Origin of the sequence: Pseudonocardia sp. D17, assembly GCF_036984265.1 — a bacterium.
Classification (GTDB): Bacteria; Actinomycetota; Actinomycetes; order Mycobacteriales; family Pseudonocardiaceae; genus Pseudonocardia; species Pseudonocardia benzenivorans.
Window position 1 is genome coordinate 71,872 of the sequence record NZ_BPRG01000199.1, and the last position, 26,464, is coordinate 98,335.

The window sequence follows — 26,464 nt, forward strand, 5'->3', positions numbered from 1 at the left end:
TCCAGCAACGTGACCCGCGCCCCGGCGTCGGCGCAGCGCAACGCGGCCGTGATCCCCGCCAGCCCCCCGCCGACGACCGCCACGTGCACGCTCACGCCCCGGCACCTCCCGGCGCGCGGCCGGCCAGCGCCTTGACCGCGACCCCGATCTTCTGCCGGCCCGACAACGACCGGCGCTGGTGGTAGACCGACGGCGGGTCGGCGGCGATGTCGTCGAGCAGCTGCCGGTAGATGCCGGCCATCGCGGTCGCGCAGGCGGCGCTGCGCCGGTCGAGCAGCGGTACCAGCCGCAGCCCGTCGGCGTACCACTCGCGCGCCCGCGCGGCCGAGAAGCGGATCAGCTCGGCCAGTCCGCCGGTCTTGTCGACGAGGTTGCCGTGCTCGTCGAGGCGCAGGTCCACGTCGAACCGGGCCAGCTCCTCGGTCGGCAGGTAGATGCGACCGTTCTGCAGGTCCTCGCGGATGTCGCGCAGGATGTTCGTCTGCTGCAGCGCGATGCCGAGCGCGTCGGCGAACCCGGGGGCCCGCGGGTCGGGGCGCGACCCGAAGATGCCCAGGCACAGCCGGCCCACCGAACCCGCGACCTGCCGGCAGTAGCCGACCATGTCGTCGAACGTCGCGTAGGGCGCGGACTCGCCCGGCACGTCGTCCATCCGCACGTCGGCCTCGACGCCGTCGACGAGCTCGTCGAAGGCGCCCAGCGGGATCGGGTAGCGGCGCGCGGCGTCGGTGACGGCGACGAGCACCGCGTCGCTCGCGTCGGGGTCCTGCTCGCGGGCGCGCCGCACCGACTCGCGGACCCGGCCCAGCGCGGCGAGCTTGGCCTCGGTGCCGGGGTCGCCACCGGCATCGCCGTCGCCGATGTCGTCGATGCGCCGGGCCAGCGCGTAGACGGCGCACAGCGCGGACCGCTTCGCGGGCGGCAGCAGCCGGATGCCGTAGTAGAAGTTGCGCGCCTGCTCCCGCGTGATGGCCTCGGTGCGCGCGTAGGCGAGCTCGAGGGCGGTGGACGGGCGACGGCTCATACGGCACTCCGGGCTAGCTCGCGGACCAGGTGGTGGACGACGTCACGCCTGCGTGTGCGCGGGCTGCCGGCGAGGACGTCGAACCTGCTGCGGCGCAACGCGTCTGCGGCGCCACGGCCCCCGGCGAGGTAGCCGGCGACGGCGAGCCGGGCCCAGCCGTGCAGCTGCCCGAGCAGCGGGGCGCCCTCGTCGAGCAGGGCGCTCGCGCGTTCGGTCTCGCGGGCGACGAGCGCGCGCACCGTCGTCGGTGTGTGCGGGGCGGTGAGGTCGGCCTCGGTCACGCCGAACGCGGCCATGTCCTCGGCCGGCAGGTAGACGCGGCCGCGGCCGAGGTCCTCGGCGACGTCCTGGCAGTGCTCCAGGACCTGCAGCGCGGTGCAGATCCGGTCGGAGCGCCGCTGCACGAGCGACCCGTCGGGGGCGTCGACGCCGAACACCGCCAGGACCATGCGCCCGATGGGTTCCGCGGACAGCACGCAGTAGCCGAGGAGGTCGTCCCACGTCCGGTAGCGGGTGACGTGCTGGTCGGCCAGGTTGGCGGCGACCAGGCGCTCGAAGGGCTCCCGGGTCAGCCCGCAGGCGCGCACGGTCGGGACGAGGCGCTGCAGCACCGGATCGACGGGGCCGGGCGGGCCGTCCCAGACCCGACGCAGATCGGCGCAGAAAGCATGGAGCCGGGCGGTCCGGTCGGCCCGCTCGGTGTCGGCCCGCTCGGTGACGGTCCGCTCGGTGACGGCCCGCTCGGGGTCGGCCCGCTCGGGGTGGGTGCCGACCCGGCCGCCGGGGTCGTCGTCACCGTCGCCGATGTCGTCGATCGCGCGGACGACGTCGTAGACCGCGCGCAGGTGCGCACGCGTCCGCGCCGGCAGCACACGCAGTGCCACCGGGAAGTTCTCGGACCGCTCGGCGTCCCGCAGCCGGGCCTCGGTCGCGGACCCCGCCGCGGGCGCCGGCGGCGCCCCCGCCCGCCGACCTCCCACGGGGCAAATCCTGCTCCTTCGCGCCGGACGATCTCTGCGCACCAACGGTTAATTCTGCCCGGCCAGAGTTGTCACATCCTGATAAATCCGGTGAGTCGGATGCCCCGAGGGGCGTACAAAAGATGTGTGGACGTTCAGGACCCGTCCCTGACGGCGCTCTTACCGGTGCTCGCCGAGCGCCTCCCGGCGCTGCTGTCCGAGGTGCGCGCAGCGCTGGGCGAGGAGTGGCCGGACTACGCGTCCTTCCTCGACGAGCACGACGTCGAGGTGGCCGTGGCGGCCGACGCCGCGATGCGCAGGCTCGTCACCATGGCGGGGGCCCCGAGCAGCGAGGACGGCGTGGGCCCCGAGCTGTTCGAGGAGATCGGGCGCATCCAGTGGCGCGAGGGTCGCGACCTCTCCGCGCTGCTGGGCGCCTACCAGGTCGGCGCCCGGGTGTGCTGGCACCACGTCTCCGCGGCGGCCGTCGAGATGGGGGTCGAACCGCGGACGCTGGCCTCGCTCGCCGAGGCCGTCTTCTTCTTCGTCGACAAGCTGTCGTCCTCGTCGGCGCGCGGCTACGTCCTCGAGCAGTCGGAGGAGGCCGCGACCCGCGAACGGCTGCGCGACGAGCTCGTCGGGCTGCTGCTCTCCGACCGGGCCGACCAGGCGGCCGTGCGTGCCGCCGCCGCCCGCGCCGGCTGGACCGTCCCCGACGAGCTGGGCGTCGTGCTCATCCAGCGCGACAACGCCGTCGGGCACCGCACGCTGGCCCGGATGGACGCGTCGTGCCTCGTGTTCAGCCGGCCGCCACTGCTGGGTGCGATCGTGCCCGACCCGTCGCGTCCCGGGCTGCGGCGGCGGTTGGGGCTGACCCTGCGCGGGGCGGGTGCCGTCGTCGGGGTGGCCGTGCCGCCCGACCGGCTGCCGGCCAGCCTGCACATCGCCGAGATCGCCGCACGGTTGCAGCGCGAGGGCATCCTCACCGACGACCCGGTCTTCACCGACGAGCACCTCGACGCGATCATCGTCCACCGCGACGCCAAGCTGCTCGACGCGCTGCGCCACCAGGTCCTCGGCCCGTTGCGGGGGACGACGCAGGCGTCGCGGGAGCGGCTCGTCGAGACGCTCGGATCCTGGCTGCGGCACATGGGCGACCGCCAGGCGATCGCGGCGGAGCTGCACGTGCACCCGCAGACGGTCCGCTACCGCCTCGCCAAGCTGCACGAGCTGTTCGGCGACGACCTCGACGATCCCGAGGTGCGGGCCCGGATGGTGCTGGCGCTGTCGTTCGGGGAGGCGCGCACGCCCGCGTCCGACCCGCTGGCGGTCAGCTCGTCGTGACGGCGCCGCCCGCGGGCCTGCCGTAGCCGCGCAGCAGTTCCGCGACGCGGTCCAGCTCGTCGGCCGGCAGGAGCCGCGGGGTGCCCGCGAGGCTCGCCTGGTGCCACAACCGGCACAGCCACTCCAGGTGCAGGCTGCGGGTGTAGGCGGTCGCGAGGTCGGGCCCGTGGGTGGTCGCGCCGTGGTTGCGCAGGATCACCGCGCTGCGCCCGGCCAGCGCCTCGACGCTCGCCCGGGCCAGCGCCTCGGTGCCGTACGTCGCGTACGGCGCGACCCGCACCGGTCCGCCCAGCGCCGCGACCATGTAGTGCACCGCGGGGAGCTCGTCGAGCAGCGCCGACACCGCCGTCGCGTACAGCGGATGGGTGTGCACGACCGCGCCCGCGTCGGTGGCGCGGTAGACCGCGAGGTGCATGGGCAGCTCGCTCGACGGCACGACGGGCCCTGTCGCGTCCGGGTCGGCCGGGCGGCCGTCGAGATCGACGACGCACACCCCGGCCGCGTCGAGCCGGTCGTAGGGGACGCCGCTGGGCGTGACGGCCACCAGGTCGCCGACGCGGACGCTGATGTTGCCCGACGTCGCGACGGTGAGGTCGTCCGTGCGCATCCGCAGGCAGTGCTCGACGACGGCCTCGCGGGCCTCCGGCAGCAGCATGGTCGTCGGTCCTCCCGGTCGGCGTGATCACCGGCGACGTTATCGTCGCCGACGTGCTCGCGGAGGGACCCGGCGGTCCGGTCTGGCTGGGGGTCGACCTGGGTACCCAGGGGGTCCGCGCCGTCGCGGTCGACGCCGCGGGGCACGTCGCCGGCGCCGGGTCGGCGCGGCTGCGGCACGACCTGCGCCGGGGGCCGCGCCACGAGCAGGACCCGCAGGAGTGGTGGACGGCGACCTGCGTGGCGACGTCGGCGGCGCTCGCGGGGCTGCGCGGGCGCGAGGTCGCCGCGCTGGCCGTCGACTCGACGTCGGGGACGCTCGTCGTCCAGGACGGCGCCGGCCGGGCCGTCGGCCCGGGGCTGATGTACGACGACACCCGCGCCGCCGCGCGGGTGGCCGCCGTCCGGGAGGCGGGGCAGGCGGTGTGGGCGGCGCTCGGGTACCGCGTGCAGGCGGCGTGGGCGTTGCCCAAGCTCGTCGAGCTGTGCGCGACGGGTGCCGTCCCGGCCGGGCACACGGTCGTCCACCAGGCCGACCACGTCGTCGCCCGGCTCGCGGGGCACCCCGTCGCGACCGACACCAGCCACGCACTCAAGACCGGCTACGACCTGCTCGCCGACGCGTGGCCGACCGCCGTGTTCGAGGCGCTGGGGGTCGACGCGGCGGTGCTGCCCGCCGTCGTGCCGCCCGGGACCCCGCTGGCCGTCGTGTCGCCCGCGGCGGCCGCGGAGAGCGCGGTGCCGGCGGGGACGCCCGTCGTCGCCGGGATGACCGACGGGTGCGCCGCGCAGGTGGCGGCCGGCGCCCTCGCTCCCGGCGACTGGTGCTCCGCCCTCGGGACGACGCTGGTCGTCAAGGGGGCCACGGCCACGCCGGTCGTCGACCCCGCGGGCGCGGTGTACTGCCATCGCCATCCCGACGGCGGCTGGCTGCCGGGCGGGGCGTCGAACGTGGGGGCGGGGGTCCTGCGCCGTGAGCTCCCCGGTGTCGACCTGGCCGCGCTCACCCCCGCCGCGGCCGCGCTCGGCGTGCCGCCGGGTGCGACGTACCCGCTGGTGGGGGTCGGGGAGCGGTTCCCGTTCCCCGACCCCGACGCGCGGGGTTTCGACGTCGGCGGCCCCGCGGTCCCGACCCCGGCCGAGACGCTCGCGCGGGTCGCGCACGGCGTGGCCTACGTCGAGAGGCTGGCGTTCGACGTGCTCGCCGGGCTCGGTGCCGACGTCTCCGGCGCGGTCACCGTCACCGGCGCCACCAGCGCCAACGACTGGTGGAACCAGCTGCGGGCCGACGTCCTCGGCCGGCCCGTCGCCGTCCCCCGGGAGGCGGGCTCGGCGTTCGGCGCCGCCGTGCTCGCCGCCGCGGAGCCGGGGTCGCTCGCCGCGACGGCGCAGCGCATGGTCCGGCTCCGGGCCCGCTTCGACCCGCGGCCCGAGCGTGCCGACGCGCTGGCCGAGGGTTGTGCCCGCCTCCGCGCCGAGCTCACCCGTGAGCGCCGATGGTCGCTCTAGCGACCATCGCCGCTCACGACGTCTGAGCTGGGCTCGGCAGTGCCGGTGTCGGGGCGGCCCGTCAGGCGCCGGTCCAGCAGCCGATGATCGTGCGCGCGACCAGGAGCGCCGTCTGCGGCGGCGTGATCGGCGGGGAGCCGAGGCCGGGCGGGAGGTCCGTGTCGTCGACCAGCAGGACCTTGAAGTCCTTGCGCACCACGACCGAGCCGTTGGTCGTGACGAACGCGCCCTCGCCGAGCCCGTCCTCGGTGCGGGTCGAGCCGAGCCGCTGGGCCAGCGCGTCCATGTAGGCGGTCGTCTCGGCGACCGACGACAGCTCCTTGACCGACAGGGTGAACGAGCCGGCGGGATAGCGGTAGCGACAGGAGTAGACGTGGTCGGCCCAGGTGGGCGGGTCGATGGCGGTGGGCGCCACGCCGAGGGCCTCCGTGATGTCCTCGCGCGCCTCGTCGGAGCAGACGAGCACCGAGCTCGCCGACGGGTTCGCCCCTGCGGGCTCGGCCGTCGTGGGTGCGAGGGGCGCGGGCACCTCCTGCGACGGCCCGGACCCCGACGGCCCGGACCCCGACGGCCCGGACCCCGACGAGCAGGCGGTGAGCAGGGCGGCGACGGCCGCGAGGACGGCCATCCCCACGGCACGACGGCGGGTCACGCGGCCAAAGGCTAGCCACGGCCGCGGGCGGCGGGCCGGTCGGGCGGCGGGTGTGCGCCGAGCGGGCGCCGTCGGGAGGGCGGCGGGCCGCCGGCGAGGCTCTCGACCGCCGTCGCGCTCGGCGACGGCGCTGCCTCCCGCGACAGCGCCGCCCCCGCGACAGCGCCGCCCCCGCGACAGCGCCGCCCCCGCGACAGCGCCGCCTCCCGCGACGGCGGCGCCTCCCGCGACAGCGCCGCCTCCCGCGACAGCGCCGCCCCACGGGGAGGTCGGGGGCGACGGCCCTTCTCGGGTTCGGCGACGACGCTGCGCCGCAGGCGCGACGTGCCGGACCGGCCACCTCGCCGCCTCGGTGCTCGTCGGTCTCGCCGAGCCGGTGCGCCGCGCGACGCCCGGTGTCCACGGCGGGCGGCGTCCCCTCGACCCCGGCCGGCGGACAGTAGGCTCGTCGCGGATCGGCGTGGTGACAACGGGAGACGACGGCGGTGGGGGAGACGGCGGGCGACGGTGTGCGGATGGGCCGGTCGTCGCAGCTCACCGACCGGGTCGCGAGCTGGCTGCGCGAGGCGATCATGGTGGGGGAGCTGCCGGCGTCGTCGTTCGTGCGGACCGAGCACGTGGCCGCGCGCCTCGGGGTGAGCGCCACCCCGGTCCGCGAGGCGCTCATGCTCCTGCACGGTGAGGGCGCCGTGCGCTGGGAACCCCGTCGGGGTTTCCGGGTGGTCCCGCTGACCCGCACCGACGTCGACGATCTCTTCGCGGTGCAGGCCCACATCGCGGGCGAGCTCGCCGCCCGGGCCGCGACGACGCTGCCCGACGACGGCCTCGCCGACCTCCACCGGCTGCAGCGGGAGCTGGATGCGGCGGGGGAGCGCGGCGAGCTCGGCCGGGTCGGCGAGCTCAACCACCAGGTGCACCGCACGATCAACAAAGCGGCAGGCGCGCACCGGTTGGCGTCGATGCTGAACCTGTTCGTCAACCACGTCCCACGCGGCTACTACGACCGCGTGCCGGGCTGGAGCGACGCGACGACCCACGACCACGACGCCGTGCTCGCCGCGCTGGACGCCCGCGATCCGGCCGCCGCCCGCGCCGCGATGGACGCGCACATCCGTCACATCGGGGCGCTGCTGGCCGACCACCTCGAGCAGCGCGGTGTCCTCGGGCCCTCCCCCGGGGACACCGCGCCCGACGCCGCCCGGGCGAGCGAGCGGGTCAGCCGAGTCCGCCGCGCTTGACCAGCTGTGCGGCGATGACGTTGCGCTGGATCTCGTTGGTGCCCTCACCGACGATCATCAGCGGCGCGTCGCGGAAGTACCGTTCGACGTCGAACTCGGTGGAGTAGCCGTACCCGCCGTGGATGCGCACGGCGTCGAGCGCGACCTGCATCGCGGTCTCGGAGGCGAACAGCTTCGCCATCCCCGCCTCCATGTCGCAGCGCTGCCCAGCGTCGAACCTGTCGGCGGCGAAGAGGATCAGCTGGCGCGCCGCGGTGATCTTGGTGGCCATGTCGGCCAGGTAGTTGCCGATCGACTGGTGCTGCCAGATCGGCTTGCCGAAGCTCTCGCGCTCCTGCGCGTAGGCCAGCGCGTCGTCGAACGCCGCCTGGGCGACGCCGAGCGCGCGCGAGGCGACCTGGATGCGGCCGGTCTCGAGGCCCTTCATCATCTGCGCGAAGCCGCGCCCCTCCGTGCCGCCGAGGACGGACGAGGCGGGCGTGCGGTAGTCGTCGAACGACAGCTCGCAACTCTCGACGCCCTTGTAGCCGAGCTTGGGCAGGTCGCGCGAGACGGTGAGGCCGGGCCCGTGCTCGACGAGCAGGATCGACACGCCGCGGTGCTTCGGCTCGGCGGCCGGGTCGGTCTTGCACATCAGCGCGATCAGCTGCGACCTGCGCGAGTTGGTGATCCACGTCTTCGCGCCGTTGACGACGTAGTCGTCGCCGTCGCGGCGCGCGGTCGTCGTCATCGCCTGCAGGTCCGACCCGCCGCCGGGCTCGGTCAGCGCCATGGTCGCGCGGATCTCGCCGGTGGCCATCCTCGGCAGGTAGCGGTCCTGCTGCTCCTTGGTGCCGAACGCGACGAGCAGCTTGGAGACGACGGTGTGCCCACCCATCGCGCCGGCCAGGCTCATCCAGCCGCGGGCGAGCTCCGCGGTGACGAGGGCGTAGCACGGCATCGACACCGGCGCCTCGCCCCACGGCTCGGGGATCGCGAGGCCGAAGATGCCGAGCTGCTTCATCTGCTCGATGAGCTTCTCGGGGTACTCGTTCGCATGCTCGAGGTCGCGGACCACGGGCCGCACCTCGCGGTCGACGAACTCGCGGACGGTTTCGACGACGGCGCGTTCCTCGGTGCTCAGCTCGGTCACGACGGCAGGCTCCTCGCTCGGGTCCAGGGATTCTCCAGAATATAGAATTTCCGGCCTCCTCGCGCCGCCGGGCGGACGTCGTCACACCGGGTCCGAGCGTGACGTGTATCGCGCACTCAGCGTGTCGGTAACGATTCAGAAGATCGCGTCGTTGGAACGAGTGGAGCCCAGGGAACGTGCTCCCCGCCGGGGCCCCGACACCGTGCACGACCCCGGCCGGCACACATCGACCGCACCGGAGGAACACAGAATGGCCGTCATCGACCGCCGCACCGTGTGGAGCGCCATGGTCCGCGCCGCTCGCCGCTTCGACGAGTGGACGCTCGTCAGCTTCAACCCGCGTTACCCCGTCGGCTCGCACGACGAGCGGTGAGCACCGCGCCCGGGCTCACCGGCGACACACGGACGAACGGGCCGGCGCCGCCGCGAGGCGACGCCGGCCCGTTCGCACGTGCAGGGACGGCTCGTGCAGGGACAGCTGAACCTGCAGGTGCGACTGCAGGGACAGCTGAGATCGCGCGGAATCGTCAGTGGGCGGGTGGCCCGTCGTCGCGAGCCGCGGCGACCTGCGCGGGCGTCGGCGGCTTGAGCGGCCGCAGCGTCACCCAGAGCAGGAACAGTCCGGCGACGACCAGCATGCCGATGCCCATGTCCAGGTTCAGGTTCGAGCCGCCCGTCTTCGCCCGGTCCTCGGTGCTCGTCGACACCAGCCCCATGATCAGCAGGACGATGCCGTAGACGCCGAACAGGACGGCGATGATGGTGCGGAGGTCGAACAGGTTCGCCGCGGCCGACGGCGGTGCGTCGGTCCCGCCCTGCGGTATCTCGGTGGGGCCCGTCCCGGCGGCGTCGTGGGCCTCTGGGGAGTCGGTCATCCGTCTCGCTCCTTCGGTTCCGGGCTCAGATGAAGATGATGTAGAGGACGACGACGAGGATCAGCACCAGCACGGCGAGCAGCTGCGGCGACCGGTACCAGCCGGCGTCGTCACCCTCGACGGAGTGCGACCGGCTCGCCCGCGGCGTGAGGCTCCACACGAGCCCCGCGAGCTCGCTGTCCGGCTTCGGCCGGCCCGCCATCGAGACGAGCAGCGCGACCCCGACGCCGACGATGAATGCGGCGCTGGCGCCGACGAAGCTGCCGGCCTGGCTGGACAGCTGCAGGACGTCGAAGCGGACCAGCTGGTCGATGACGACGGCGGCGACCGTGCCCGACAGCAGGCCGACCCACGCCGCGGTGCCCGTCATCCGCTTCCAGAACAGTCCGAGGATGAAGATCGCGAACAGCGGCGCGTTGAAGAAGCTGAACAGCGCCTGGATGTAGTCCATCAGGTTCTGCGAGCCCGACGCGATGAAGGCCGTGCCGATGGCGAGCACGCAGCCGACGACCGTGACCAGGCGGCCGACCTGCAGGTAGTAGCGGTCCGACCGGCCCGGTCGCACCCAGTCCTGCCAGATGTCGTAGGTGAACACGGTGTTGAACGAGCTGATGTTGGCCGCCATGCCCGCCATGAACGCGGCGAGCAGGCCCGCGATCGCGACGCCGAGGATGCCGTTGGGCAGCAGCTCCTTCATCAGCAGCGTCAGGGTGTCGTTGTAGGTGATGTCGCTGCCCGCGGGCGCCGTGCCGGCCTTGACGGCCTGGATCTGCGGGAGCAGGACGGCGCCGATCATGCCGGGGATCACGACGACGAGCGGGATGAGCGCCTTCGGGAAGGCGCCGATGATCGGCGTGCGCCGGGCCGCGGACATGCTCTTGGCCGACAGCGCGCGCTGCACCTCGGCGAAGTTCGTCGTCCAGTAGCCGAACGACAGGACGAAGCCGAGCCCGAAGACGATGCCGATGACCGACCAGACCGGGTTGGAGATCTCGGTGAGCTCCGTCCCCGGCCAGGACGACAGCTGTTCGGCGCCACCGGGTCCCGCGGTGACCTTCTCCTTCAGACCCTCCCAGCCGCCGACGCGGTTGAGGCCGGCGAGGGTCAGCGGGATCAGCAGCGCGAGGATGACGAAGAACTGCAGGACCTCGTTGTAGATCGCCGCCGAGAGCCCGCCGAGCGTGGTGTAGGCGAGGACGACGAGCGCGGCGACCGGGATCGCCACCCCCAGCGGCCAGCCGAGCAGGGCTTCGATGATCAGGCCGAGGGCGAAGAGGTTGACCCCGGCGATCAGGATCGAGGCGACCGCGAAGATGACGCCCTGGATGCGCTGGGTCGTGCGGTTGAAGCGCTTGAACAGGAACTCGGGGACGCTGCGGGCCTTCGAGCCGTAGTAGAACGGCATCATGACCAGGCCGAGGAACACCATGGCCGGGACGGCGCCGATCCAGTAGTAGTGCACCGTCGCGATGCCGTACTGGGCACCGTTGGCCATCATGCCGATCAGCTCGAGGGCGCCGAGGTTCGCGGAGATGAACGCGAGCCCGGTCACCCACGCGGGCATCGAGCGGCCGGACAGCAGGAAGTCGAGGCTCGACGACACCGACCGACGGGCCATGTAGCCGATGCCGAGCACCAGGACGAAGTAGAAGGCGACGAGCAGGTAGTCGACGAAGTTGGCATCGAGCCGGACGTCGGCCGCCGCCTGGGCGAGCACCGTGGTCATGTCGTGCTCCGGGCCTCGCGTCGGGGCCAGTGCCGTCCGGTTCGCATCATCGCGACTCCCGCTCTCGGTCGACCGTTGTGCGGAGCAAGCTACCGGCTTCGGACACGTTCGAACAATTATCGACGTAACGATCCGATACTCATGGGTCCGCTGCGACAGGGGCGGTGACCCCTACCACACGGGGCGGGTCCGCGCACGTTGACGGCTGAGTGATCATGTTGCATTCTGTGCGAAGTCGTTCGCGTCGTGGCTTTCGGCAGCTCGTGCGAGGAGGATTCGTGGGCCTGCTCGCACAGCAGCGCCGGGAGCTGATCCTCGAGCAGGTCCGGGCCCGCGGTGCCGTGCGCGTCACCGACCTGGCCGAGCGGTTCGGCGTGTCGGACATGACCGTGCGCCGGGACCTCGACGTGCTCGCCCGGCGCCGGCTCGTCGACAAGGTGCACGGGGGCGCGACGGCCGTCGCCTCGCCCAGTACCGACGAGCCGGGCTTCGTCGTCAAGTCGCACCGCCAGCTCGCCGAGAAGGAGGCGATCGCCGTCGCGGCCGCCCGGCTCGTCGAGCCCGGCTCGGCCGTCGGGCTCTCGGCCGGGACGACGACGTGGGCGCTGGCCCGCAGGCTCGTCGACGTCCCGGGTCTCACGATCGTCACCAACTCGATGGCCGTCGCCGACGTCTTCCGGGGCACCGCGCGGTCGGACCCGACGGTCATCCTCACCGGCGGGGTGCGGACCCCGTCGGAGGCACTCGTCGGGCCCGTGGCGGTGCGGGCGCTGCGCAGCCTCAACCTCGACGCGGTGTTCCTCGGCGTGCACGGCATGGCCGCGGCCGCCGGGTTCACCACACCCAACCTGACCGAGGCGGAGACCGACCGGGCGCTCGTCGAGGCGGGTCAACGCCTCGTCGTCGTCGCGGACCACACGAAATGGGGAACCGTGGGCATCTCGACCATCGCCGCACTCGGCGACGCGGACGTGCTCGTGACCGACGACGGCCTGGCCGCCGACGCGCGGGCCGTGCTCGCGGGCGAGGTCGAGGAGCTCGTCGTCGCACCGGTGCCGGGGGAGGGCGCGTGAGGCGCACCGAGGGCAGGCTGGCCGACGGCCGTCGCATCCTGTGGTTCGACGAGGACGCGACGCCCGGGCGCGACCCGGCCACGCTCGTCGACCGGCGGGACCTGCCGCGGACGATCTCGGCGTCGCAGCTGCGCTACGACACGCTCGCGGGCGAGTGGGTCGCGGTCGCCTCCCACCGCCAGGACCGCACCTACCAGCCGCCGGCCGACCAGTGCCCGCTCGACCCGACGCACGGCGAGCACCACACCGAGATCCCGACGCCGGACTACGAGGTCGTCGTCTTCGAGAACCGGTTCCCGTCGTTCGGCGGCGGTGCGCCGCTGTCGGGAACGACCCCGGACCCGGCGGCCGGGCGGTGCGAGGTCGTCTGCTTCACCAGCGACCACGACTCGTCGTTCGGCGCGCTCACCCCGGCCCGGGTGCGGCTCGTCGTCGACGTCTGGGCCGACCGGACGGCCGAGCTCGGCGCGCTCCCCGGTGTCGCGCAGGTGTTCCCGTTCGAGAACCGCGGCGCCGAGATCGGCGTGACGCTCGCCCACCCGCACGGCCAGATCTACGCCTACCCGTACGTGCCGCCCATCCCCGCGCGGATGCTCGACAGGGCCCGTGCCCACCTCGCCGCGACCGGCCGCAACCTGTTCGCCGACGTGCTGCACGCCGAGCGGGCGGGCGAACGCGTCGTCGTGGCGGGGGAGCACTGGACCGCGTTCGTGCCGGAGGCGGCGCGGTACCCGGTGGAGGTCCACCTGTACCCGCACCGGCAGGTCCCCGACATCCCCGCGCTGACCGACGCCGAGCGTGACGAGTTCGCCGAGGTCTACCTCGACGTCCTCGGTCGTCTCGACGCGCTCTACGGCGACCCGCTGCCCTACGTCGCGGGCTGGCAGCAGGCGCCCGTGCGGCCCGAGCACGACGGCGACCGCGAGCTCGCCCACCTGCACCTGCGGGTGTCGTCGATCCGCCGGGCGCCGGGCAAGCTCAAATACCTGGCGGGCTCGGAGACCGGCGCGGGCGCGTTCGTCAGCGACGTGCTCGCGGAGTCCGTGGCCCAGCGGCTGCGGGACATCCGGTGACGGTCGGGTCGAGCACCCTGCGCGCCGCCTTCGCACGGCGGTTCGACGGGCCGCCCGACGTCGTCTGGCGGGCGCCGGGCCGGGTCAACCTGATCGGGGAGCACACGGACTACAACGACGGCTTCGTGCTGCCGTGGGCGCTCCCGCTCGGGGTCAGCGCGGCGTTGCGGCGCAACGACTCCGGCGTCCTGCGGATGGTGTCGCTGCAGCACGGCGACGAGGTCGTGGAGGCCGGGGTCGCCGACCTCGAGCCCGGGTCGGTGCCGGGCTGGGCGGGCTATCCCGCCGGTGTGGTGTGGCGGTTGCGCCGCGCCGGCCTGCCCGTCGGCGACGCCGGGTTCGACCTGGTCGTCGACGGTGACGTGCCGGCCGGTGCGGGGCTGTCCTCGTCGGCGGCACTGGAGTGCGTCGTCGTCCGCGCGATCGACGACGTACTCGGCCTCGGCCTCACCGGCCCCGACGCGGCGGCCCACGCCAGGGGTGCGGAGAACGAGTTCGTCGGCGTGCCGAGCGGCGTGATGGACCAGATGGCCTCGCTCATGTGCGCGGAGGGCTGCGCGCTGTTCCTCGACACCCGCAGCATGGCGACGCGGCAGGTGCCCCTCGACCTCGATCCCGGTGCCGGTGGGGGGCTCGCGCTGCTGCTCGTCGACACGAACGCACCGCACCGGCTCGTCGACGGCGAGTACGCCGACCGGCAGCGCGCCTGCGCCGCGGGCGCCCGGGCACTCGGGGTGCCGGCGCTGCGCGACGTCCCGCTCGCCGGCCTCGACGACGCCCTCGCGCGCCTCGACGACGAGGTCGTCCGCCGCCGGGTGCGACACGTCGTCACCGAGAACGCCCGGGTGCTCGACGTCGTCGGCCTGCTCGACGCCGGGCGACCCGAGGAGATCGGGCCGCTGCTCACCGCCTCGCACGCGTCGCTGCGCGACGACTTCGAGGTCACCGTGCCCGAGCTGGACACGGCCGTGGCGGCGGCGCTGGACGCGGGCGCGCTCGGTGCCCGGATGACCGGGGGCGGGTTCGGGGGCAGCGTCGTCGTCCTCGCCAGGACCGACGCCGCCGGCGCCGTCACCGACGCGATCGCCGCCGCGTTCGCCGACCGTGGCTACGCGCCGCCGCGCGCGCTGCCGGCGACGCCGTCGGCGGGCGCGCGCCCGATCACCGACGACTGAGCGTCGCGGTCCCGCTCTCGAGCAGTCCGGCGTAGATCCCGCGCAGCTCCGCAGCCCACCGGCCTGCCTCGAAGCGGTCGAGGAACCGCTGCCGGGCGGCCGCGCCGAGCCGCGCGCGCCGGTCGGGGTCGGCGGCGAGCGCATCGAGCGCGGCCGCGATCCGGGCGGCGTCGAGCGCGACGAGCACGCCGGTGTCGCGGGTGACGATCTCGGGGATGCCGCCCGTCGTGCTCGCCACCGCGGGCAGACCGAGCGCGAGCCCCTCGACCAGCCGGCGCGGCATGGCGTCGGACCGCGTGGTGTGGACCATGACGTCGGCGGCCCGCAGCAGGTCGAGGGGGTCGCCGGTGGGGTGGAAGACGATGCGCGACGCGAGCTCGTCGTCGCGGTCGACGCGTGCCTGCAGCCACGGCCGCAGCGGCCCGTCGCCGCCGAGCACGACGGTGACCGGGCTGCTGTCCGACAGCGCGGCGACGGCGTCGAGCAGCAGGTCCTGGCCCATCCCGCGGCGCATGGGCGCGACCGAGGCGACGAGCACGCCGTCAGCCGCCACCCCGAGGCGCTCGCGCAGCCGCTCGCGGGCGGTCGCGTCGCCGTGGCCGGGGTCGCCGACGCCGTTGGGCAGCACGACGAGATCGGCCGCCGCGCCCGCGTACCAGTCGCGCTGCAGCTGCGAGATCGCGATCGTGCGCGTCACGAAGCGGCGCCTGGCGAGGATCTTCGCCGCGCGCTTGGCCCGGTCCGAGGCGTCGGCGGGCTGGGACTCGATGCGGTGCACCGTCGACACGACCGGCATCCGCAGCCGCGCCCCGGCCAGCCCGCCGAGCGTGTCGGCGTTGCCGACGTGGGTGTGCAGCAGGTCGACGCGGTGCCGGCGCAGGACGTCGACGAGCCGCGGCAGCGACCGCGGATCCCACGGCGCCGTGCCCAGCTCGACGACGGGCACGCCCAGCGCGCGCAGCCGGCCGGGCACGGGGGAGAGCGCGGTCGTCGCGATCGCCACCACGACCAGTTCGAGACCGGCCGCGGGCGCGGCTCCGGCCAGGTCGAGGATGCCGTTCTCGGGCTCGTCCGGGTGCAGGGACGGGACGAGATGGGCGACGCGCACGGCGGCCTCCTGCTCCGGCCGGCCGGGGACCGGCCATGGGCGACGGCGCCGTCACCCCGTCGGGTGATGTCCGTGCCGGACCCTACCGAGGGCCGCGCGGGCCGGCACGCGGGGTGCGCCCGGGACGCGGTCAGGCGCTGCGCCGCCGGCCCTTGCGCCGCTTGCGGGCCGTGCCCGTCATCTCGGCGCACGCGTCGCACGGCTTGCCGTCGGGCTCGACGAGCGGGGCGGGGGACACGACGTACCCGCAGACGGCGTGGTAGCGGCCTGTGTCGGCCGCGGCGGTGCGGGTGAGCTCGGTGTCCGGGACGTGGTGCGAGCGCGCGTCACGTCGACAGGTCACGGCGACGGTGACGATCCCGGCGTCGATCCTCGCCCCGTCCGCGACGGCAGCCGGCGCGACCGCGCCCGGCCGCGTGCCGCGGCGCTCTCCTGCTCGTTCCCCGCCCACCTCGGACTGGATCTCCTCGCCACGTACCCGGTTCCCGACCGGACAGGTCGTCCGCTCGGCACGCACGCTATCGTCCCCGGCTCGACGGCCATCTGCAAGGTCATCTGCACGTGCATCTGCAAGGACGAGCCGCCCGGAACGGCGGATCGGGGGACGACTCATGACAGCGGTTCCGCCCGCCACACCCGCGCCCGGGCCGGACGCGACCCGGACGCCGACGGCCGTCGGCGGCGCCGATGTCGACCGGTCGGCCCGGCCGTGGGTACGGGCGCCCGAGCTCGGCACCGTGCGCTGGCGCAAGAGCAGCGCGAGCAACCCGAGCGGTGACTGCGTCGAGGTCGCCGGGCTCGACGGCGGAGCCGTCGCCGTCCGCAACTCGCGCGACCCGCTGGGCCCGGCACTCGTGTACACCCGCGCGGAGATCGCCGCGTTCGTCCGCGGGGTGCGCCTCGGGGAGTTCGACGACCTGACCTGATCGTGAGTGGCGATGCCTGCTCGTGAGCGGCGTCGTCCCCTGATGTCCCGGACGACTCCGGATCCCGGTGCGGCACAGGGTGCGCGGTGCTGCGGCCGATCGGCCGTACGGTCCCGGCCCGGTGGCGGTCGCGGTCCGCGCACGGCCCGCTATGCTCCGTGACGACCGTGTGCCCGTCGGCGTCTGGAGTCGTTCGTGACCGCACCGGGCAAGCCGCAGGGGCTGCCGGATCCGGAACACAGCGGACCGACCGTGCTGAGGATCGTGCTCGGCACCCAGCTGCGTCGGATGCGCGAGGCCCAGGGGATCACCCGAGAGCAGGCGGGCGACCACATCCGCGCCTCGCACGCCAAGATCAGCCGCCTCGAGCTGGGGCGGGTCGGGTTCAAGGAACGCGACATCGCCGATCTGCTCACCCTCTACGGGGTCACCGACGAGCGCGAGCGCGGCGAGTTCATGGACCTCGTCGCGCAGGCCAACGTGCCGGGGTGGTGGCACCAGTACGGGGACCTGCTGCCGAGTTGGTTCGAGATGTACCTGCGGCTCGAGCAGGCGGCCTCGGTGATCCGCACCTTCCAGGTCCAGTTCGTCCCAGGCCTGCTGCAGTCCGAGGACTACGCGCGGTCGGTCATCGTCGTCGGGCATCAGGGCGAGTCCGTCGAGGAGATCGACCGCCGCGTCCACCTGCGGATGACCCGGCAGAAGCTGCTCGGCGAGCCGGGCGCGCCCGCGTTCTGGGCGGTGATCGACGAGGGTGCGCTGCGGCGGCCGTTCGGTCCGCCGCGGGTCATGCGCGGGCAGATCGACCACCTGCTGGAGATGACCGAGCTGCCCAACGTCACGGTGCAGGTGCTGCCGTTCACCTTCGGCGGGCACGCCGCCGCGGGCGGGCCGTTCACCATCCTGCGCTTCGCCGAGCCCGACCTGCCCGACATCGTCTACCTCGAGCAGCTCACGAGCGCGGTCTACCTGGAGAAGCGGCCCGAGGTCGAGGCCTACCTGGCCGTCATGGAGCGGGTGAGCGTGCAGGCCGAGACCCCGGCGCGCAGCGCCGAGATGCTGCACCGGCTGCGCCGGGGCCTCTGAAACACGCTGACGGCCTCTGGCACAGGCTGACGCCCGCGCCGGAGGGCGCAGGACGTGCGCTCAGTCCTTGCGGCCGATCGCGCCCGCGCACAGCGTGTGCACCGGGCTGTCGGTGGGCGTCGCGGCGTCGGGGTGCCAGTCGTTGGCGTACACCAGGCCGGGCTCGACGAGCTCCAGCCCGTCGAAGAAGCGCCGGAGCTCGTCCCAGGTGCGGAACCGCCCGGTCCCGAGGCCGCCCTGCAGGAAGCCGCGCTCGAGGCGCTTGGCGCGAGGCTCGTCGTCGTCGAGGAAGTGCGAGAGCAGCAGGTACCCGCCGGCGGGGAGCCGGTCGCGCAGCGTCGCGACGATCCCGCAGGGGTCCTCGTCGTCGCCCAGGTGCTGGACGATGCCGGACAGCAGGATCGCGTAGGGCTCGCCGGTGTCGATGAGCCTGCCGACGGCGTCGTTGCCGAAGATCGAGTCCGGGTCGCGCAGGTCGGCCGTGATCACCGCGGTCGACGGGTCCCGGCCGAGCAACGCGCGTCCGTGGGCGAGGACCCCTGGGTCGTTGTCGACGTAGACGACCCGTGCGTCGGGGGCGACCTCGTGGGCGAGCTCGTGGACGTTGCCCTCCGTGGGCAGGCCCGAGCCGATGTCGAGGATCTGGCGGATCCCGGCCTCCGCGACGAGGTACCGCACGCCGCGGCGCAGGAAGTGGCGGTTCTCCCGGGCGAGCAGGGGCGCGTCGGGCAGCGCGTCGAAGATGCTCTGCGCGGCACGACGGTCGACCTCGAAGTGCTGCTTGCCGCCGAGCACGTAGTCGTACACCCGGGCGATCGACGGCCTGCTCAGGTCGGCCCCGGGCACCTCGTCGCGGGTGTCCTGGCCGGCGGCCGGTCGGTTGGTCACCGCGTGCTCCTTCATCGTGCCCGGGTCGTGCCCTGCGCCCCCGGCCGCCCGGTGCGGGCGTCCGGCGGTGCGGTGCCGAACCCTATCGAGATCGACACCGCGGGACCGCCGCGGCCCCACGGCACGTCCGGGTGCGTGTCGGGAACGACCCGATCGGGCGTCAGGCCCGGCGGATCTCCCCGTCGGGGTGCTGCGGGAGGCCGAAGAGCGGGAACAGGTTCGTGTCGAGGAAGTGGCTGAACCCGACGATCCGGTCGTCCTCGACGTGCAGCACCTGGATCGAGAACGGCTCGTGCAGCCCGCCCGGGCCGCTCGGGCGGTACGCCGCGAACGCGAGCTGGCCGTTGGCCTCGAAGGGCAGCAGCCGCGACCCCGCGCACCCGCTGCCGGGACCGCCGTCCATCCAGGCGATGATGTGGTCGCGGCCCCGCATCCAGAGCGCGAAGGGCGGCATGACCTGCACCGCGTCCTCCGCGATGAGCCCGACGAGCGCCTCCATGTCGAAGCGCTCGAAGGCGGCGACGTAGCGCTCGAGCAGCGCCCGGTTCTCCTCGTTCATCGGGTCGGGCCGGTCGTCGGTGAGGTCGCGCGACGACATCGTCGCCCGCGCGCGCTGCAGCGCACTGTTGACCGACGCCACGGTCGTGTCCAGCAGCTCGGCCGTCTCGGCCGCCGACCAGGCCAGCACCTCCCGCAGGATCAGCACGGCCCGCTGCCGCGGCGGCAGGTACTGCAGGGCCGCGACGAACGCGAGCCGGATCGACTCCCGCGCCACGGCCGTCTCCGCCGGGTCGGCCGTGCCGGGCAGCACCCGCGAGTCGGCGATCGGCTCCACCCAGACCGTCGAGTCCAGCGGCGCACCGAGCGCCTCGGCGACGGGCTCACCCGCCGCCGACAGGTCCATCGGCAGGGCGCGGCGCTTGCGCCCCTTCAGCATGTCGAGGCAGACGTTGGTGGCGATCCGGTACATCCACGAGCGCAGCGACGACCGCCCGTCGAACTTCGCCAGGCCGCGCCACGCCCGGATCATGGTCTCCTGCACCGCGTCCTCGGCCTCGAACGCCGACCCGAGCATGCGGTAGCTGTACGCCGTCAGCTCGCGCCGGTGCTCCTCGAGGCGCGGGTCGAACGCGGGTGCCGAGCCGGGCGGCGCCGGGTGTGGTGCCGGCCGTGCAGCCGGGTGCGGTGCCGTCGCCAGGTCCGTCATGCAGAACCCCTCCCCCAGGGTCGTCGGACGGGACCGGTCGCACGCCTGTCGCGGCCGGTGTGATGGCCAGCATAGGGACGGGCACCGACGAAAAACCCGCGTCGATCGGTGGGGCGGCGCGGCCGGTCCGGCGGACGGCGCGGTCGTGTGCACTGTGCGATCGTCGGGTCACGGAGGGGTACGGCGCGGCCGGTCGTACGACGCGAGGTGCAGGGTCGTGCCCGCGTCGCCGTGCTCGACCCGGAGCTCGCGGGTCAGCGCCCGGATCAGCCGCATGCCGTGGCCGCGCGGTGCCGCGCTCGTCGCGACGCCGTCCCAGCGGCCGCAGTCGTGCACGGTGCAGTCGACGTGGCAGGACGCGTGCGCCGTGGTGAGCCGGGCGTCGACCCGGATGCCCTCGCAGACGCGCGCGCACCCGTGCTCGACGGCGTTCGACACGGCCTCGCTCACGGCGAGCACGAGATCGGCGGCCTCGTCGGCGGGCCAGCCCGCCGCCGCGAGCCAGCGCCCGAGATCGCGACGCAGCGGCTCGAGCGCGGTGGGCGCGCAGCGGACGGGCCACGACACCGCCCGCGCCGCCGCCCCCATACCGCCTCCGCGCCCGCCGTCTCGCCCGTCCACCCCGGTCGGCCTGCGGATACCCGGGCGCGGGGCGCGCCCAAACAGAACGCCGCGCGCGCGGGAGGAGCGGGGCGCAGCGGCGGCGGTCAGCTCTGCGCGGGGCGACCGCGCTCCAGGACACCCCGCAGCAGCGCGGCCTGCCCGGCGTGCTGGGCGTCGTCGTCGACGACGCTCACGAGCCGCACGCCGAGGGTCACGGGCGGGTCCCAGCGCACGTCGACGACGCGGTCGAGGTCCTCGGGGGTGAGGGTGCGCAGGAACTGCTGGGTGCGCTCGTTCACGGCCGCGAGATAGCCACGCAACAGGTCCGCGCCCGGCCGGACGGCGGCCACCTCCGCGGGGCCGTGGCCGTAGCCGGTGGCCGTCGCGGCATCCGCGAGCGGAAGTGCGAACCGGTCGGCCCAGCCGTCGGCGGTCCAGGCCTGCTCGCGACCCGCGACCTCGCTGACGTGGTCGTCCTGCACCCGGATCAGGTGCCAGACCAGCCAGGCGATGCTGTTGCCCTCGGGGTCGGGCAGCCGGACGAGCACGTCCTCGTCGATGCCGGCGAGCACGCCGTCGACGGTGTCGGGGATGCGGCCGAACGCGTCGGCGAGCAGGTCGGCCGGGGTCATGCGGGCCTCCGAGGAGCGTCGGTCGAGGATCTCCCGCGCGACGCTACGCAGGATCTCCGGCGACCGCAGCCGTGTCCACCGCCGACAGCGGCCGCAGGGTGTCGAGTGCCGCGTGAGCCCGCGCGGCGACGTCGGGCAGCTCGTCGGGGCCGGTCACCGCGCCGAGCCGCTCGATGGTGCGGACGACCACCGCCAACAGCGCGTCGGCCAGCACCGCCGCCCGTGGCCCGGCCGCCGGGTCGGCCGCGGCCAGCTCCGACGCGAGCCTGCCGGCGATCCGGTGTGCCAGCGCGAGCAGGGCGCGGTGCAGCGTGTCGCTCCCGGCGACGAGCCGGATCATCCCACCGGGCGTCGCGATGCCGCGTTCGGCCGCGGGGCCGAGGACGAAGTCGTCGAACCACCCGCGGAACGCGTCGAGCGGGTCCCGGCCGGGCGGCCGCTCGGCGACGGCGCCGAGCAGGGTCGCCTCGAAGACCGGGGCCTGGTCGAACACGAGGCTCTCCTTGGTGGGGAAGTAGTTGTAGAGCGTCTGGTCCGAGACACCCGCGGCGCGGGCGATCTGGCTCATCGAGACCGCGGCGTACCCGTTGCGGCCGAACAGCTCCGACGCCGCCGCGGCCATCGCGGCGCGGGCCTGCGCCTTCTTCTGCTCCCGAATCCCCATCCGTCCTCGCCCAGAATCTGGTGTTACTCTAATGTTTGTGCAACTCAAAGAATCTTACGACGTGTTGGTCGTCGGTGCCGGCCCGGTCGGTCTGTTCCTCGCCGCGGAGCTGCGCCGGGGTGGTGTCGACGTCGCGGTGCTGGAGCGCGAACCCGCCCCGGTCCCGCAGATCAAGGCGGGCTCGATCGGCCCGACGTCGGCCGAGCTGTTCGACCAGCGGGGGCTGGTCGATCGCTTCCCACAGCCCGACCTGACCCGGTTCCTGCCGGCCGCGCAGTCCGGGGCCCAGGAGCAGGGACGTCCCGTCGGGCACTTCGCCGGCCTGTGGTCGCTGCGGGGAGCCCCCGGGCTGCGCACCGCGCCGATCATCGCGGCCCAGTACGAGGTCGAGATGGTGCTGGCGGAGTACGCGGCCGGGCTGGGCGTCACCGTCGCGCGCGGGTACACCGTCACCGGGCTCGTCGACCACGGACCGACCGTGCGCGTCACCGCCGCGCGCGCCGGGGGCGAAACCGAGGTCGCGGCCCGGTTCGTCGTCGGGGCCGATGGCGGGCGCAGCGCCGTCCGCAGGCTCGCCGGGTTCGGGTTCGACGGCACGGCGGCGACGATCACGGGCAGGCAGGCGCTGGTCCGGCTCGCGGAACCGCATGCGCTGGAACGCGGCTGGCACCGGACCGGGCACGGCATGATCGTGTACGGTCCCGACCCGCGCCGCGTCCTCACCGCCGAGTTCGACGGCCCGCCCACCGACCGGGAGTCGCCGCTGACCCGGGAGGAGATCGAGAACAGCCTGCGCCGGGTGTCGGGCACCGACGTCACGGTCACCGAGCTGCTGACCGGCACCCGCTGGACCGACAACACCCGCAAAGCCGACGACTACCGGCGTGGCAGCGTGCTGCTCGCGGGCGACGCCGCCCACGTGCACCCGCCGTTCGGCGGGCAGGGCCTCGACCTGGGCTTCCAGGACGCGGCGAACCTGGGTTGGAAGCTCGCCGCCACGGTCGCGGGCACCGCGCCCGACGGACTGCTCGACACCTACCACGATGAGCGCGGACCGGCCGCCGCGGCCGTGCTGGACAACACCCGGGCGCAGGTGGCGCTGATGCGCCCCGACCCGCAGACCTCCGCGCTGCGGGACCTGTTCGCCGACCTGCTCGTCTACGACGACGCGAACGCGCACGTCAGCCGCCTGATGGCGGGGACCGGCAACCCGTACCCCACCGAGTCGGCGCATCCGGAGGCCGGCCGCCCCGCCGCCGACCGTGCGGTGGGCGACGAGCGGCTGTACGCCCTGCTGCGCACCCCCGGCGCGCTCCTGCTCGACGCCACGCCCGACGGTGCCGCACAGCGGGTCGCGGAGGGCTGGGCCGGTCGTGTGCGGGTCGTCGAGGGACCGGAGAACCTCCTGGTGCGCCCGGACGGTGTCGTCGCCTGGGGCGGGCCGGACCTCGACGGGCTGGCCGACGCGCTCACCCGTTGGTTCGGCGCTCCCGCCCGGCGGCCCTCGACCGTCGGGTGACTACGCCGGACGGCGCGGCGTCCCACGCATGCTGCACCAGAAGGCGGCGATCTCGGCCGTCGTCAGCTCGGTGCGCACCTCGGCGGCCATCTTGTGTCCGAACCGGCGGCGCAGCGCCTTGCGCGCGATCTTGCGGACGCGCCGGTCGAGCTCGTCGGGCGGTTCCTGGTCGCCGAAGGACAGCAGCGCGACGAACCCGTGGCGGTACCGGTCCCGGCGGCGTGGCGGGGTGCGGACGTCACGCGCGACCGACAGCTCGGCGGTCATCGGACGCTTCGCGTTCCCGTTGATCGCGCGGGTCAGCTCCGCGGCGATCGCGTGCGGGTCGAGGTGCGCAGGCGCTGTGACGTGCACCACTGCCATGACGGCGTCCGACGCCTCGGCCACGGCCCACCTCCGGTCGACGTCGCGGTCCCCACGGGAACGGTATGCCAGCGGCGACCGGGCCGCCGGGCGCGCAGGCCCGACGGCGGTCGCGACGTCACGCGCACGCCCGTTCCGCGCGGTGCCCGCACTCACGCGACCGGTGCGCGGGCACCGGCCGCTCGCCAACGGGGCCGGCGAGGCCCGCCGCGCTGCCGCGCCGGCCGACGAGCCTGCCGTGCAGGGGGACACTGGGGGAATGACGGAAGCGGACCGCGACCTCCGGCCCGGGAACGGCGACCGGTACGAGCACGAGCACGCCGATCGGGGCGGCGCGCCGGCGTGCTTCGCCCACCTGCTGTGCCCGGAGTGCGCGGCGGTCCCGGAGGACGGCGCCACGAGCTGCTGGCGGTGCGGATCCGTGCTCCCGCGGCGTGACGCCTCGGGCTGAGCAGCTGCGCTCGGGCTCAGACCCAGGGGTGCGACCCGGTGGCGCGGGTCCGCTCCGCCGGGTCGTCGGGCCTGCGCGCCACGTGTGCGGCGGCCCCCGGCGACATCCCACGGCGGCCGGGGTCCCACTCGCCCTGGTTCGGTGCCTCGTGCGCCGAGTAGCCCGACCCTGCAGGCGCGCAGGGCGCGGTGTGGACGTAGGTGTGGTTCCAGAGCACGGTGCCGTCCGGCAGTGCCCGGTCGATGTGGGCCAGGCCGAGGTGCTCGTCGGTCTCGGCGACGGGCCCGAAGCAGCGTTCGCAGATACGGATCATCGTTCGGTCTCCAGCGACGGGGTCCGTGCGGTGCACGGACTGGCGGAGGCGGCCGCGTCGGCGTTGACGGTGGTGTCGGTCCACCCTGTGTCCATGGGCTCGGGTACCCAAGTTCACGGGAAAGTGTCTCATTTCGAGACGACAATGCAGCGTTAGCTACGCCACGCGGCAGGATGCCGCCCCCTCGGTCCGAGGTTGCCCCGAAGGGTGGCGTCGGCGAAGGTGTCGAGCAGGACGCATCGTTGAGCAGCAGCCGTGCGCGCCGTTCCCACAGTCGGTCGACCGGGAGTGACGATGAGTCCGTTGACCAGCCCCGCCCCGGGCGGGTTCGAGGTGCGCACGCACGTCCCCGTGCCGACCGTGGCGGTGCTGCGCCCGGAGGGCGAGCTCGACCTGGTGACCGCGCCGGAGCTCGTCGCGCGCGTCGAGCTGCACGTCGGCCAGGGCCGCCACGTCGTCATCGACCTCCAGGACGTCACCCTGCTCACCTCCAGCGCCCTGCAGTCGCTGCTCGCCGTGCACACCACCGCCCGCACGGCAGGTCGCCGGCTGCGACTCACCGGCTGCGGGCACGCGCCGGTGGCCCGGGTCCTGGTCGGGACCGGGCTCGACGCCGTGCTTCCGCTGACGGCGCTGAGCAGCGAGGAGGTCGTCGCCGCACTGGCGCATCCCCGGGGCGCGACCCGGCGACCGGCGTCCGACTGAGCTCAGACGGGCGCGGGTGGGCCGGCCGCGGGACCGTTCGACCCGTCGTCCGTACGTCCCGCCGCGCCGCGCGGCCCGCTCGCCGCTGGGGGCCGTTGGTCCCTACTGTCCGTTCACCGTCGGGAGTGGACTGCCCGCGGCAGCGACGCCGGGTCTCGTTCGGGAGCCGCCTCCGCGGAGGAGGACGGCGGACACCGTGGTGGCGCCGCCCGTTCCGGGGCGCATCCCGGGTACCGGCCCGAGGAGGAACCGTGCGTGCTCTCGACCGCATGGTGATCGACACCCACCCCGACCCTGACCCCGACACCCGTCACGACGGCGACGTGCCCACCCGTCCGTTCCCGTCCGCCCGTCCCGCCGGCGCGCCGGTCGGCAGCGTCCTCCTCGGCGTGCACGGCGGGTGCGACGTCGTCGTCACGGTCCGCGGCCCGCTCGACGACGCCACGGTCGGCCGCATCGCCCGGCTGCTCGCGGTCGTGACGGCAGACGGTGCGCAGCACGTGATCGTCGACCTCACGGCGTGCCCCGACCTGCCGGCCGGCGCACGCCCCGTGCTCGACGAGCTGCGTGCCCGGCTGGCGGCGAACGGCGGCTGGCTGCTGGTCGAGGGTGCCACGACGGGACCGCCCGAGCCGAGCCTGATCGAGGTCTTCGCGGCCTACGCCGACACCGCCCGCAGGAACTGCGACGACCGCGACCAGACCGGTCCGGCGATCCCGGACCCCCGTGGGGAGTCCGTGCTCACCGGGTGAGCACGGGCGTCGCCGCGGGGACGGGCCCCCGCGGGCGGCACGTCAGTGACCGGCGGCCAGCACCGCCGCGCCGATGATCCCTGCCTCGTTGAGCAGCTCGGCGGGCACCATCTTCGTGTGGATGTCCACCTTCGACATCCACTTCGCGGACTTCTTGCTCACGCCGCCGCCGACGACGATCAGATCGGGCCGCAGCAGCGACTCGACGACGCCGTAGTAGCGGGTGAGCCGCTCGGCCCAGCCGTCCCAGTCGAGGTCCTCGCGCTCGCGGGCGGAGTCGGCGGCGCGCTTCTCCGCGTCGTACCCGTCGATCTCCAGGTGGCCCAGCTCGGTGTTGGGCCAGAGCTTGCCGTCGATGACCAGCGCCGATCCGATCCCGGTGCCGAGCGTGCTGACGAGGACGACACCGGAGTTGCCCTTGGCGGCGCCGAACCGGACCTCGGCCACGCCGGCGGCGTCGGCGTCGTTGACGACGAGCGCCTTGCGGCCGGTGGCGTTCTTCATCAGCTCGTGGGCGTCGGTGCCGATCCAGCTGTGGTCGATGTTGGCCGCGGTCCGCACGACGCCGTGCTGCACGACCGCCGGCAGGGTGCAGCCGAACTCGCGGTCCCAGCCGAAGTGGTCGAGCACCTTGGTGACGACCTCGGCGACGGCGTCGGGCGTCGCCGGCTGCGGGGTCGGGATGCGCAGCCGGTCGTCGGTCAGCTCGCCCTTGCGCAGGTCGACCGGCGCGCCCTTGATGCCCGAGCCGCCGATGTCGATGCCGAACCCGATGTGCTTGTCGTGCTTGGACTTCTCCGACTTGCCCGACAT

The 26,464-nt window shown here is 74.4% G+C and carries 31 protein-coding genes; 13 read left to right on the forward strand and 18 right to left on the reverse strand.

Going from position 1 to position 26,464, the window contains the following annotated elements:
- From PSD17_RS27355 to hpnC, 3 genes are all read right to left on the reverse strand, one after another.
- A partial coding sequence (locus tag PSD17_RS27355; protein ID WP_339125206.1) for an FAD-binding protein occupies positions 1-95 on the reverse strand: 95 nt, incomplete at its 3' end.
- A complete protein-coding gene (locus tag PSD17_RS27360) occupies positions 92-1,024 on the reverse strand; it encodes a squalene/phytoene synthase family protein (protein WP_013675766.1) in 933 nt (310 codons plus the stop codon). The genes PSD17_RS27360 and PSD17_RS27355, both read right to left, overlap by 4 nt.
- Positions 1,021-2,004 (reverse strand): squalene synthase HpnC, encoded by a 984-nt coding sequence (gene hpnC / locus PSD17_RS27365; protein ID WP_339125144.1) that lies wholly within the window; start codon positions 2,002-2,004, stop codon positions 1,021-1,023. Before hpnC ends, PSD17_RS27360 begins: the two co-directional genes overlap by 4 nt.
- 126 nt (positions 2,005-2,130) lie before the next feature.
- Between hpnC and PSD17_RS27370 the strand changes: the two genes are divergently transcribed.
- A complete protein-coding gene (locus PSD17_RS27370; protein WP_233899073.1) occupies positions 2,131-3,327 on the forward strand; it encodes a PucR family transcriptional regulator in 1,197 nt (398 codons plus the stop codon).
- On the opposite strand, the gene PSD17_RS27375 is transcribed toward PSD17_RS27370, so the two are convergent.
- Positions 3,314-3,982: a class II aldolase/adducin family protein gene (locus PSD17_RS27375; RefSeq protein WP_339125145.1), complete on the reverse strand. Its 669-nt coding sequence runs from the start codon at positions 3,980-3,982 to the stop codon at positions 3,314-3,316. The two genes, PSD17_RS27370 and PSD17_RS27375, sit on opposite strands and share 14 nt — an antisense overlap.
- 53 nt (positions 3,983-4,035) lie before the next feature.
- On the opposite strand from PSD17_RS27375, the gene PSD17_RS27380 reads away from it, so the two are divergent.
- Positions 4,036-5,490 (forward strand): FGGY-family carbohydrate kinase, encoded by a 1,455-nt coding sequence (locus PSD17_RS27380; protein ID WP_339125147.1) that lies wholly within the window; start codon positions 4,036-4,038, stop codon positions 5,488-5,490.
- Positions 5,491-5,551: 61 nt separating this feature from the next.
- On the opposite strand, the gene PSD17_RS27385 is transcribed toward PSD17_RS27380, so the two are convergent.
- Positions 5,552-6,142 (reverse strand): hypothetical protein, encoded by a 591-nt coding sequence (locus PSD17_RS27385; RefSeq protein WP_339125148.1) that lies wholly within the window; start codon positions 6,140-6,142, stop codon positions 5,552-5,554.
- A gap of 485 nt (positions 6,143-6,627) precedes the next feature.
- On the opposite strand from PSD17_RS27385, the gene PSD17_RS27390 reads away from it, so the two are divergent.
- Positions 6,628-7,380, forward strand: coding sequence for a GntR family transcriptional regulator (locus tag PSD17_RS27390; protein ID WP_339125150.1), 753 nt, complete (start codon positions 6,628-6,630; stop codon positions 7,378-7,380).
- Here the strand turns inward: PSD17_RS27390 and PSD17_RS27395 are convergent.
- Positions 7,358-8,512, reverse strand: a complete 1,155-nt coding sequence (locus PSD17_RS27395) for an acyl-CoA dehydrogenase family protein (protein ID WP_013675759.1) — start codon at positions 8,510-8,512, stop codon at positions 7,358-7,360. The genes PSD17_RS27390 and PSD17_RS27395 overlap by 23 nt on opposite strands.
- Positions 8,513-8,762: 250 nt before the next feature.
- On the opposite strand from PSD17_RS27395, the gene PSD17_RS27400 reads away from it, so the two are divergent.
- The gene (locus tag PSD17_RS27400) at positions 8,763-8,885 is read left to right on the forward strand and encodes a hypothetical protein (protein ID WP_267895051.1); all 123 of its coding nucleotides are present in this window, start codon (positions 8,763-8,765) and stop codon (positions 8,883-8,885) included.
- 154 nt (positions 8,886-9,039) lie between these two features.
- On the opposite strand, the gene PSD17_RS27405 is transcribed toward PSD17_RS27400, so the two are convergent.
- Positions 9,040-9,387 (reverse strand): hypothetical protein, encoded by a 348-nt coding sequence (locus PSD17_RS27405; RefSeq protein ID WP_234027910.1) that lies wholly within the window; start codon positions 9,385-9,387, stop codon positions 9,040-9,042.
- 25 nt (positions 9,388-9,412) lie between these two features.
- A complete protein-coding gene (locus PSD17_RS27410) occupies positions 9,413-11,113 on the reverse strand; it encodes a sodium:solute symporter family protein (protein WP_013675756.1) in 1,701 nt (566 codons plus the stop codon).
- Positions 11,114-11,391: 278 nt separating this feature from the next.
- Between PSD17_RS27410 and PSD17_RS27415 the strand changes: the two genes are divergently transcribed.
- Genes PSD17_RS27415 through galK form a run of 3 tightly spaced genes read left to right on the forward strand, consistent with a single transcriptional unit; the run spans position 11,392 to position 14,434 of the window.
- Entirely contained in the window at positions 11,392-12,186 is a 795-nt protein-coding gene (locus PSD17_RS27415; RefSeq protein WP_339125155.1) for a DeoR/GlpR family DNA-binding transcription regulator, read from the forward strand.
- Positions 12,183-13,259, forward strand: a complete 1,077-nt coding sequence (gene galT, locus PSD17_RS27420) for a galactose-1-phosphate uridylyltransferase (RefSeq protein ID WP_013675754.1) — start codon at positions 12,183-12,185, stop codon at positions 13,257-13,259. The genes PSD17_RS27415 and galT overlap by 4 nt, the downstream gene beginning before the upstream one ends.
- Positions 13,256-14,434: a galactokinase gene (galK, locus tag PSD17_RS27425; protein WP_339125157.1), complete on the forward strand. Its 1,179-nt coding sequence runs from the start codon at positions 13,256-13,258 to the stop codon at positions 14,432-14,434. Before galT ends, galK begins: the two co-directional genes overlap by 4 nt.
- Here galK and PSD17_RS27430 read toward each other — a convergent pair.
- Both PSD17_RS27430 and PSD17_RS27435 read right to left on the reverse strand, forming a co-directional pair.
- Positions 14,421-15,542: a glycosyltransferase family 4 protein gene (locus PSD17_RS27430; protein ID WP_339125159.1), complete on the reverse strand. Its 1,122-nt coding sequence runs from the start codon at positions 15,540-15,542 to the stop codon at positions 14,421-14,423. The genes galK and PSD17_RS27430 overlap by 14 nt on opposite strands.
- 130 nt (positions 15,543-15,672) lie before the next feature.
- A complete protein-coding gene (locus tag PSD17_RS27435; RefSeq protein WP_013675751.1) occupies positions 15,673-16,059 on the reverse strand; it encodes a hypothetical protein in 387 nt (128 codons plus the stop codon).
- 220 nt (positions 16,060-16,279) lie between these two features.
- Here PSD17_RS27435 and PSD17_RS27440 point away from each other — a divergent pair, with 220 nt between their 5' ends.
- Together PSD17_RS27440 and PSD17_RS27445 are read left to right on the forward strand one after the other, a co-directional pair.
- On the forward strand, positions 16,280-16,468 hold the full coding sequence (locus PSD17_RS27440) for a DUF397 domain-containing protein (RefSeq protein ID WP_041761584.1): 189 nt from the start codon (positions 16,280-16,282) through the stop codon (positions 16,466-16,468).
- Between the two features lie 195 nt (positions 16,469-16,663).
- Positions 16,664-17,554, forward strand: coding sequence for a helix-turn-helix domain-containing protein (locus PSD17_RS27445; RefSeq protein ID WP_013675749.1), 891 nt, complete (start codon positions 16,664-16,666; stop codon positions 17,552-17,554).
- A 60-nt stretch (positions 17,555-17,614) separates the two neighbouring features.
- On the opposite strand, the gene PSD17_RS27450 is transcribed toward PSD17_RS27445, so the two are convergent.
- The 5 genes from PSD17_RS27450 to PSD17_RS27470 form a co-directional block, all read right to left on the reverse strand.
- Positions 17,615-18,442, reverse strand: coding sequence for an SAM-dependent methyltransferase (locus PSD17_RS27450; protein ID WP_013675748.1), 828 nt, complete (start codon positions 18,440-18,442; stop codon positions 17,615-17,617).
- Between the two features lie 160 nt (positions 18,443-18,602).
- Complete coding sequence (locus PSD17_RS27455) at positions 18,603-19,649, reverse strand: sigma-70 family RNA polymerase sigma factor (RefSeq protein ID WP_339125162.1); 1,047 nt, start codon at positions 19,647-19,649, stop codon at positions 18,603-18,605.
- A 168-nt stretch (positions 19,650-19,817) separates the two neighbouring features.
- Entirely contained in the window at positions 19,818-20,237 is a 420-nt protein-coding gene (locus tag PSD17_RS27460) for an ATP-binding protein (protein ID WP_041759845.1), read from the reverse strand.
- A 119-nt stretch (positions 20,238-20,356) separates the two neighbouring features.
- Positions 20,357-20,884 carry a mycothiol transferase gene (locus tag PSD17_RS27465; RefSeq protein ID WP_339125164.1) on the reverse strand — a complete coding sequence of 176 codons (528 nt, stop codon included), beginning with the start codon at positions 20,882-20,884 and terminating at the stop codon, positions 20,357-20,359.
- A 43-nt stretch (positions 20,885-20,927) separates the two neighbouring features.
- On the reverse strand, positions 20,928-21,548 hold the full coding sequence (locus tag PSD17_RS27470) for a TetR/AcrR family transcriptional regulator (protein ID WP_013675745.1): 621 nt from the start codon (positions 21,546-21,548) through the stop codon (positions 20,928-20,930).
- A 61-nt stretch (positions 21,549-21,609) separates the two neighbouring features.
- Between PSD17_RS27470 and PSD17_RS27475 the strand changes: the two genes are divergently transcribed.
- On the forward strand, positions 21,610-23,067 hold the full coding sequence (locus PSD17_RS27475) for an FAD-dependent monooxygenase (protein WP_339125166.1): 1,458 nt from the start codon (positions 21,610-21,612) through the stop codon (positions 23,065-23,067).
- Here the strand turns inward: PSD17_RS27475 and PSD17_RS27480 are convergent, their stop codons facing one another.
- A complete protein-coding gene (locus PSD17_RS27480) occupies positions 23,068-23,454 on the reverse strand; it encodes a hypothetical protein (protein ID WP_013675743.1) in 387 nt (128 codons plus the stop codon). It abuts the gene before it with no gap.
- A gap of 235 nt (positions 23,455-23,689) precedes the next feature.
- Between PSD17_RS27480 and PSD17_RS27485 the strand changes: the two genes are divergently transcribed.
- Entirely contained in the window at positions 23,690-23,881 is a 192-nt protein-coding gene (locus tag PSD17_RS27485; protein ID WP_143770536.1) for a hypothetical protein, read from the forward strand.
- 16 nt (positions 23,882-23,897) lie between these two features.
- On the opposite strand, the gene PSD17_RS27490 is transcribed toward PSD17_RS27485, so the two are convergent.
- Positions 23,898-24,194, reverse strand: a complete 297-nt coding sequence (locus PSD17_RS27490; protein ID WP_103380218.1) for a hypothetical protein — start codon at positions 24,192-24,194, stop codon at positions 23,898-23,900.
- A 294-nt stretch (positions 24,195-24,488) separates the two neighbouring features.
- Here PSD17_RS27490 and PSD17_RS27495 point away from each other — a divergent pair, with 294 nt between their 5' ends.
- The gene (locus PSD17_RS27495; protein WP_013675740.1) at positions 24,489-24,899 is read left to right on the forward strand and encodes an STAS domain-containing protein; all 411 of its coding nucleotides are present in this window, start codon (positions 24,489-24,491) and stop codon (positions 24,897-24,899) included.
- A 251-nt stretch (positions 24,900-25,150) separates the two neighbouring features.
- The gene (locus PSD17_RS27500; protein WP_132975530.1) at positions 25,151-25,651 is read left to right on the forward strand and encodes an STAS domain-containing protein; all 501 of its coding nucleotides are present in this window, start codon (positions 25,151-25,153) and stop codon (positions 25,649-25,651) included.
- A 42-nt stretch (positions 25,652-25,693) separates the two neighbouring features.
- Here PSD17_RS27500 and ppgK read toward each other — a convergent pair whose 3' ends face one another.
- Positions 25,694-26,464, reverse strand: coding sequence for a polyphosphate--glucose phosphotransferase (ppgK, locus tag PSD17_RS27505; protein ID WP_013675738.1), 771 nt, complete (start codon positions 26,462-26,464; stop codon positions 25,694-25,696).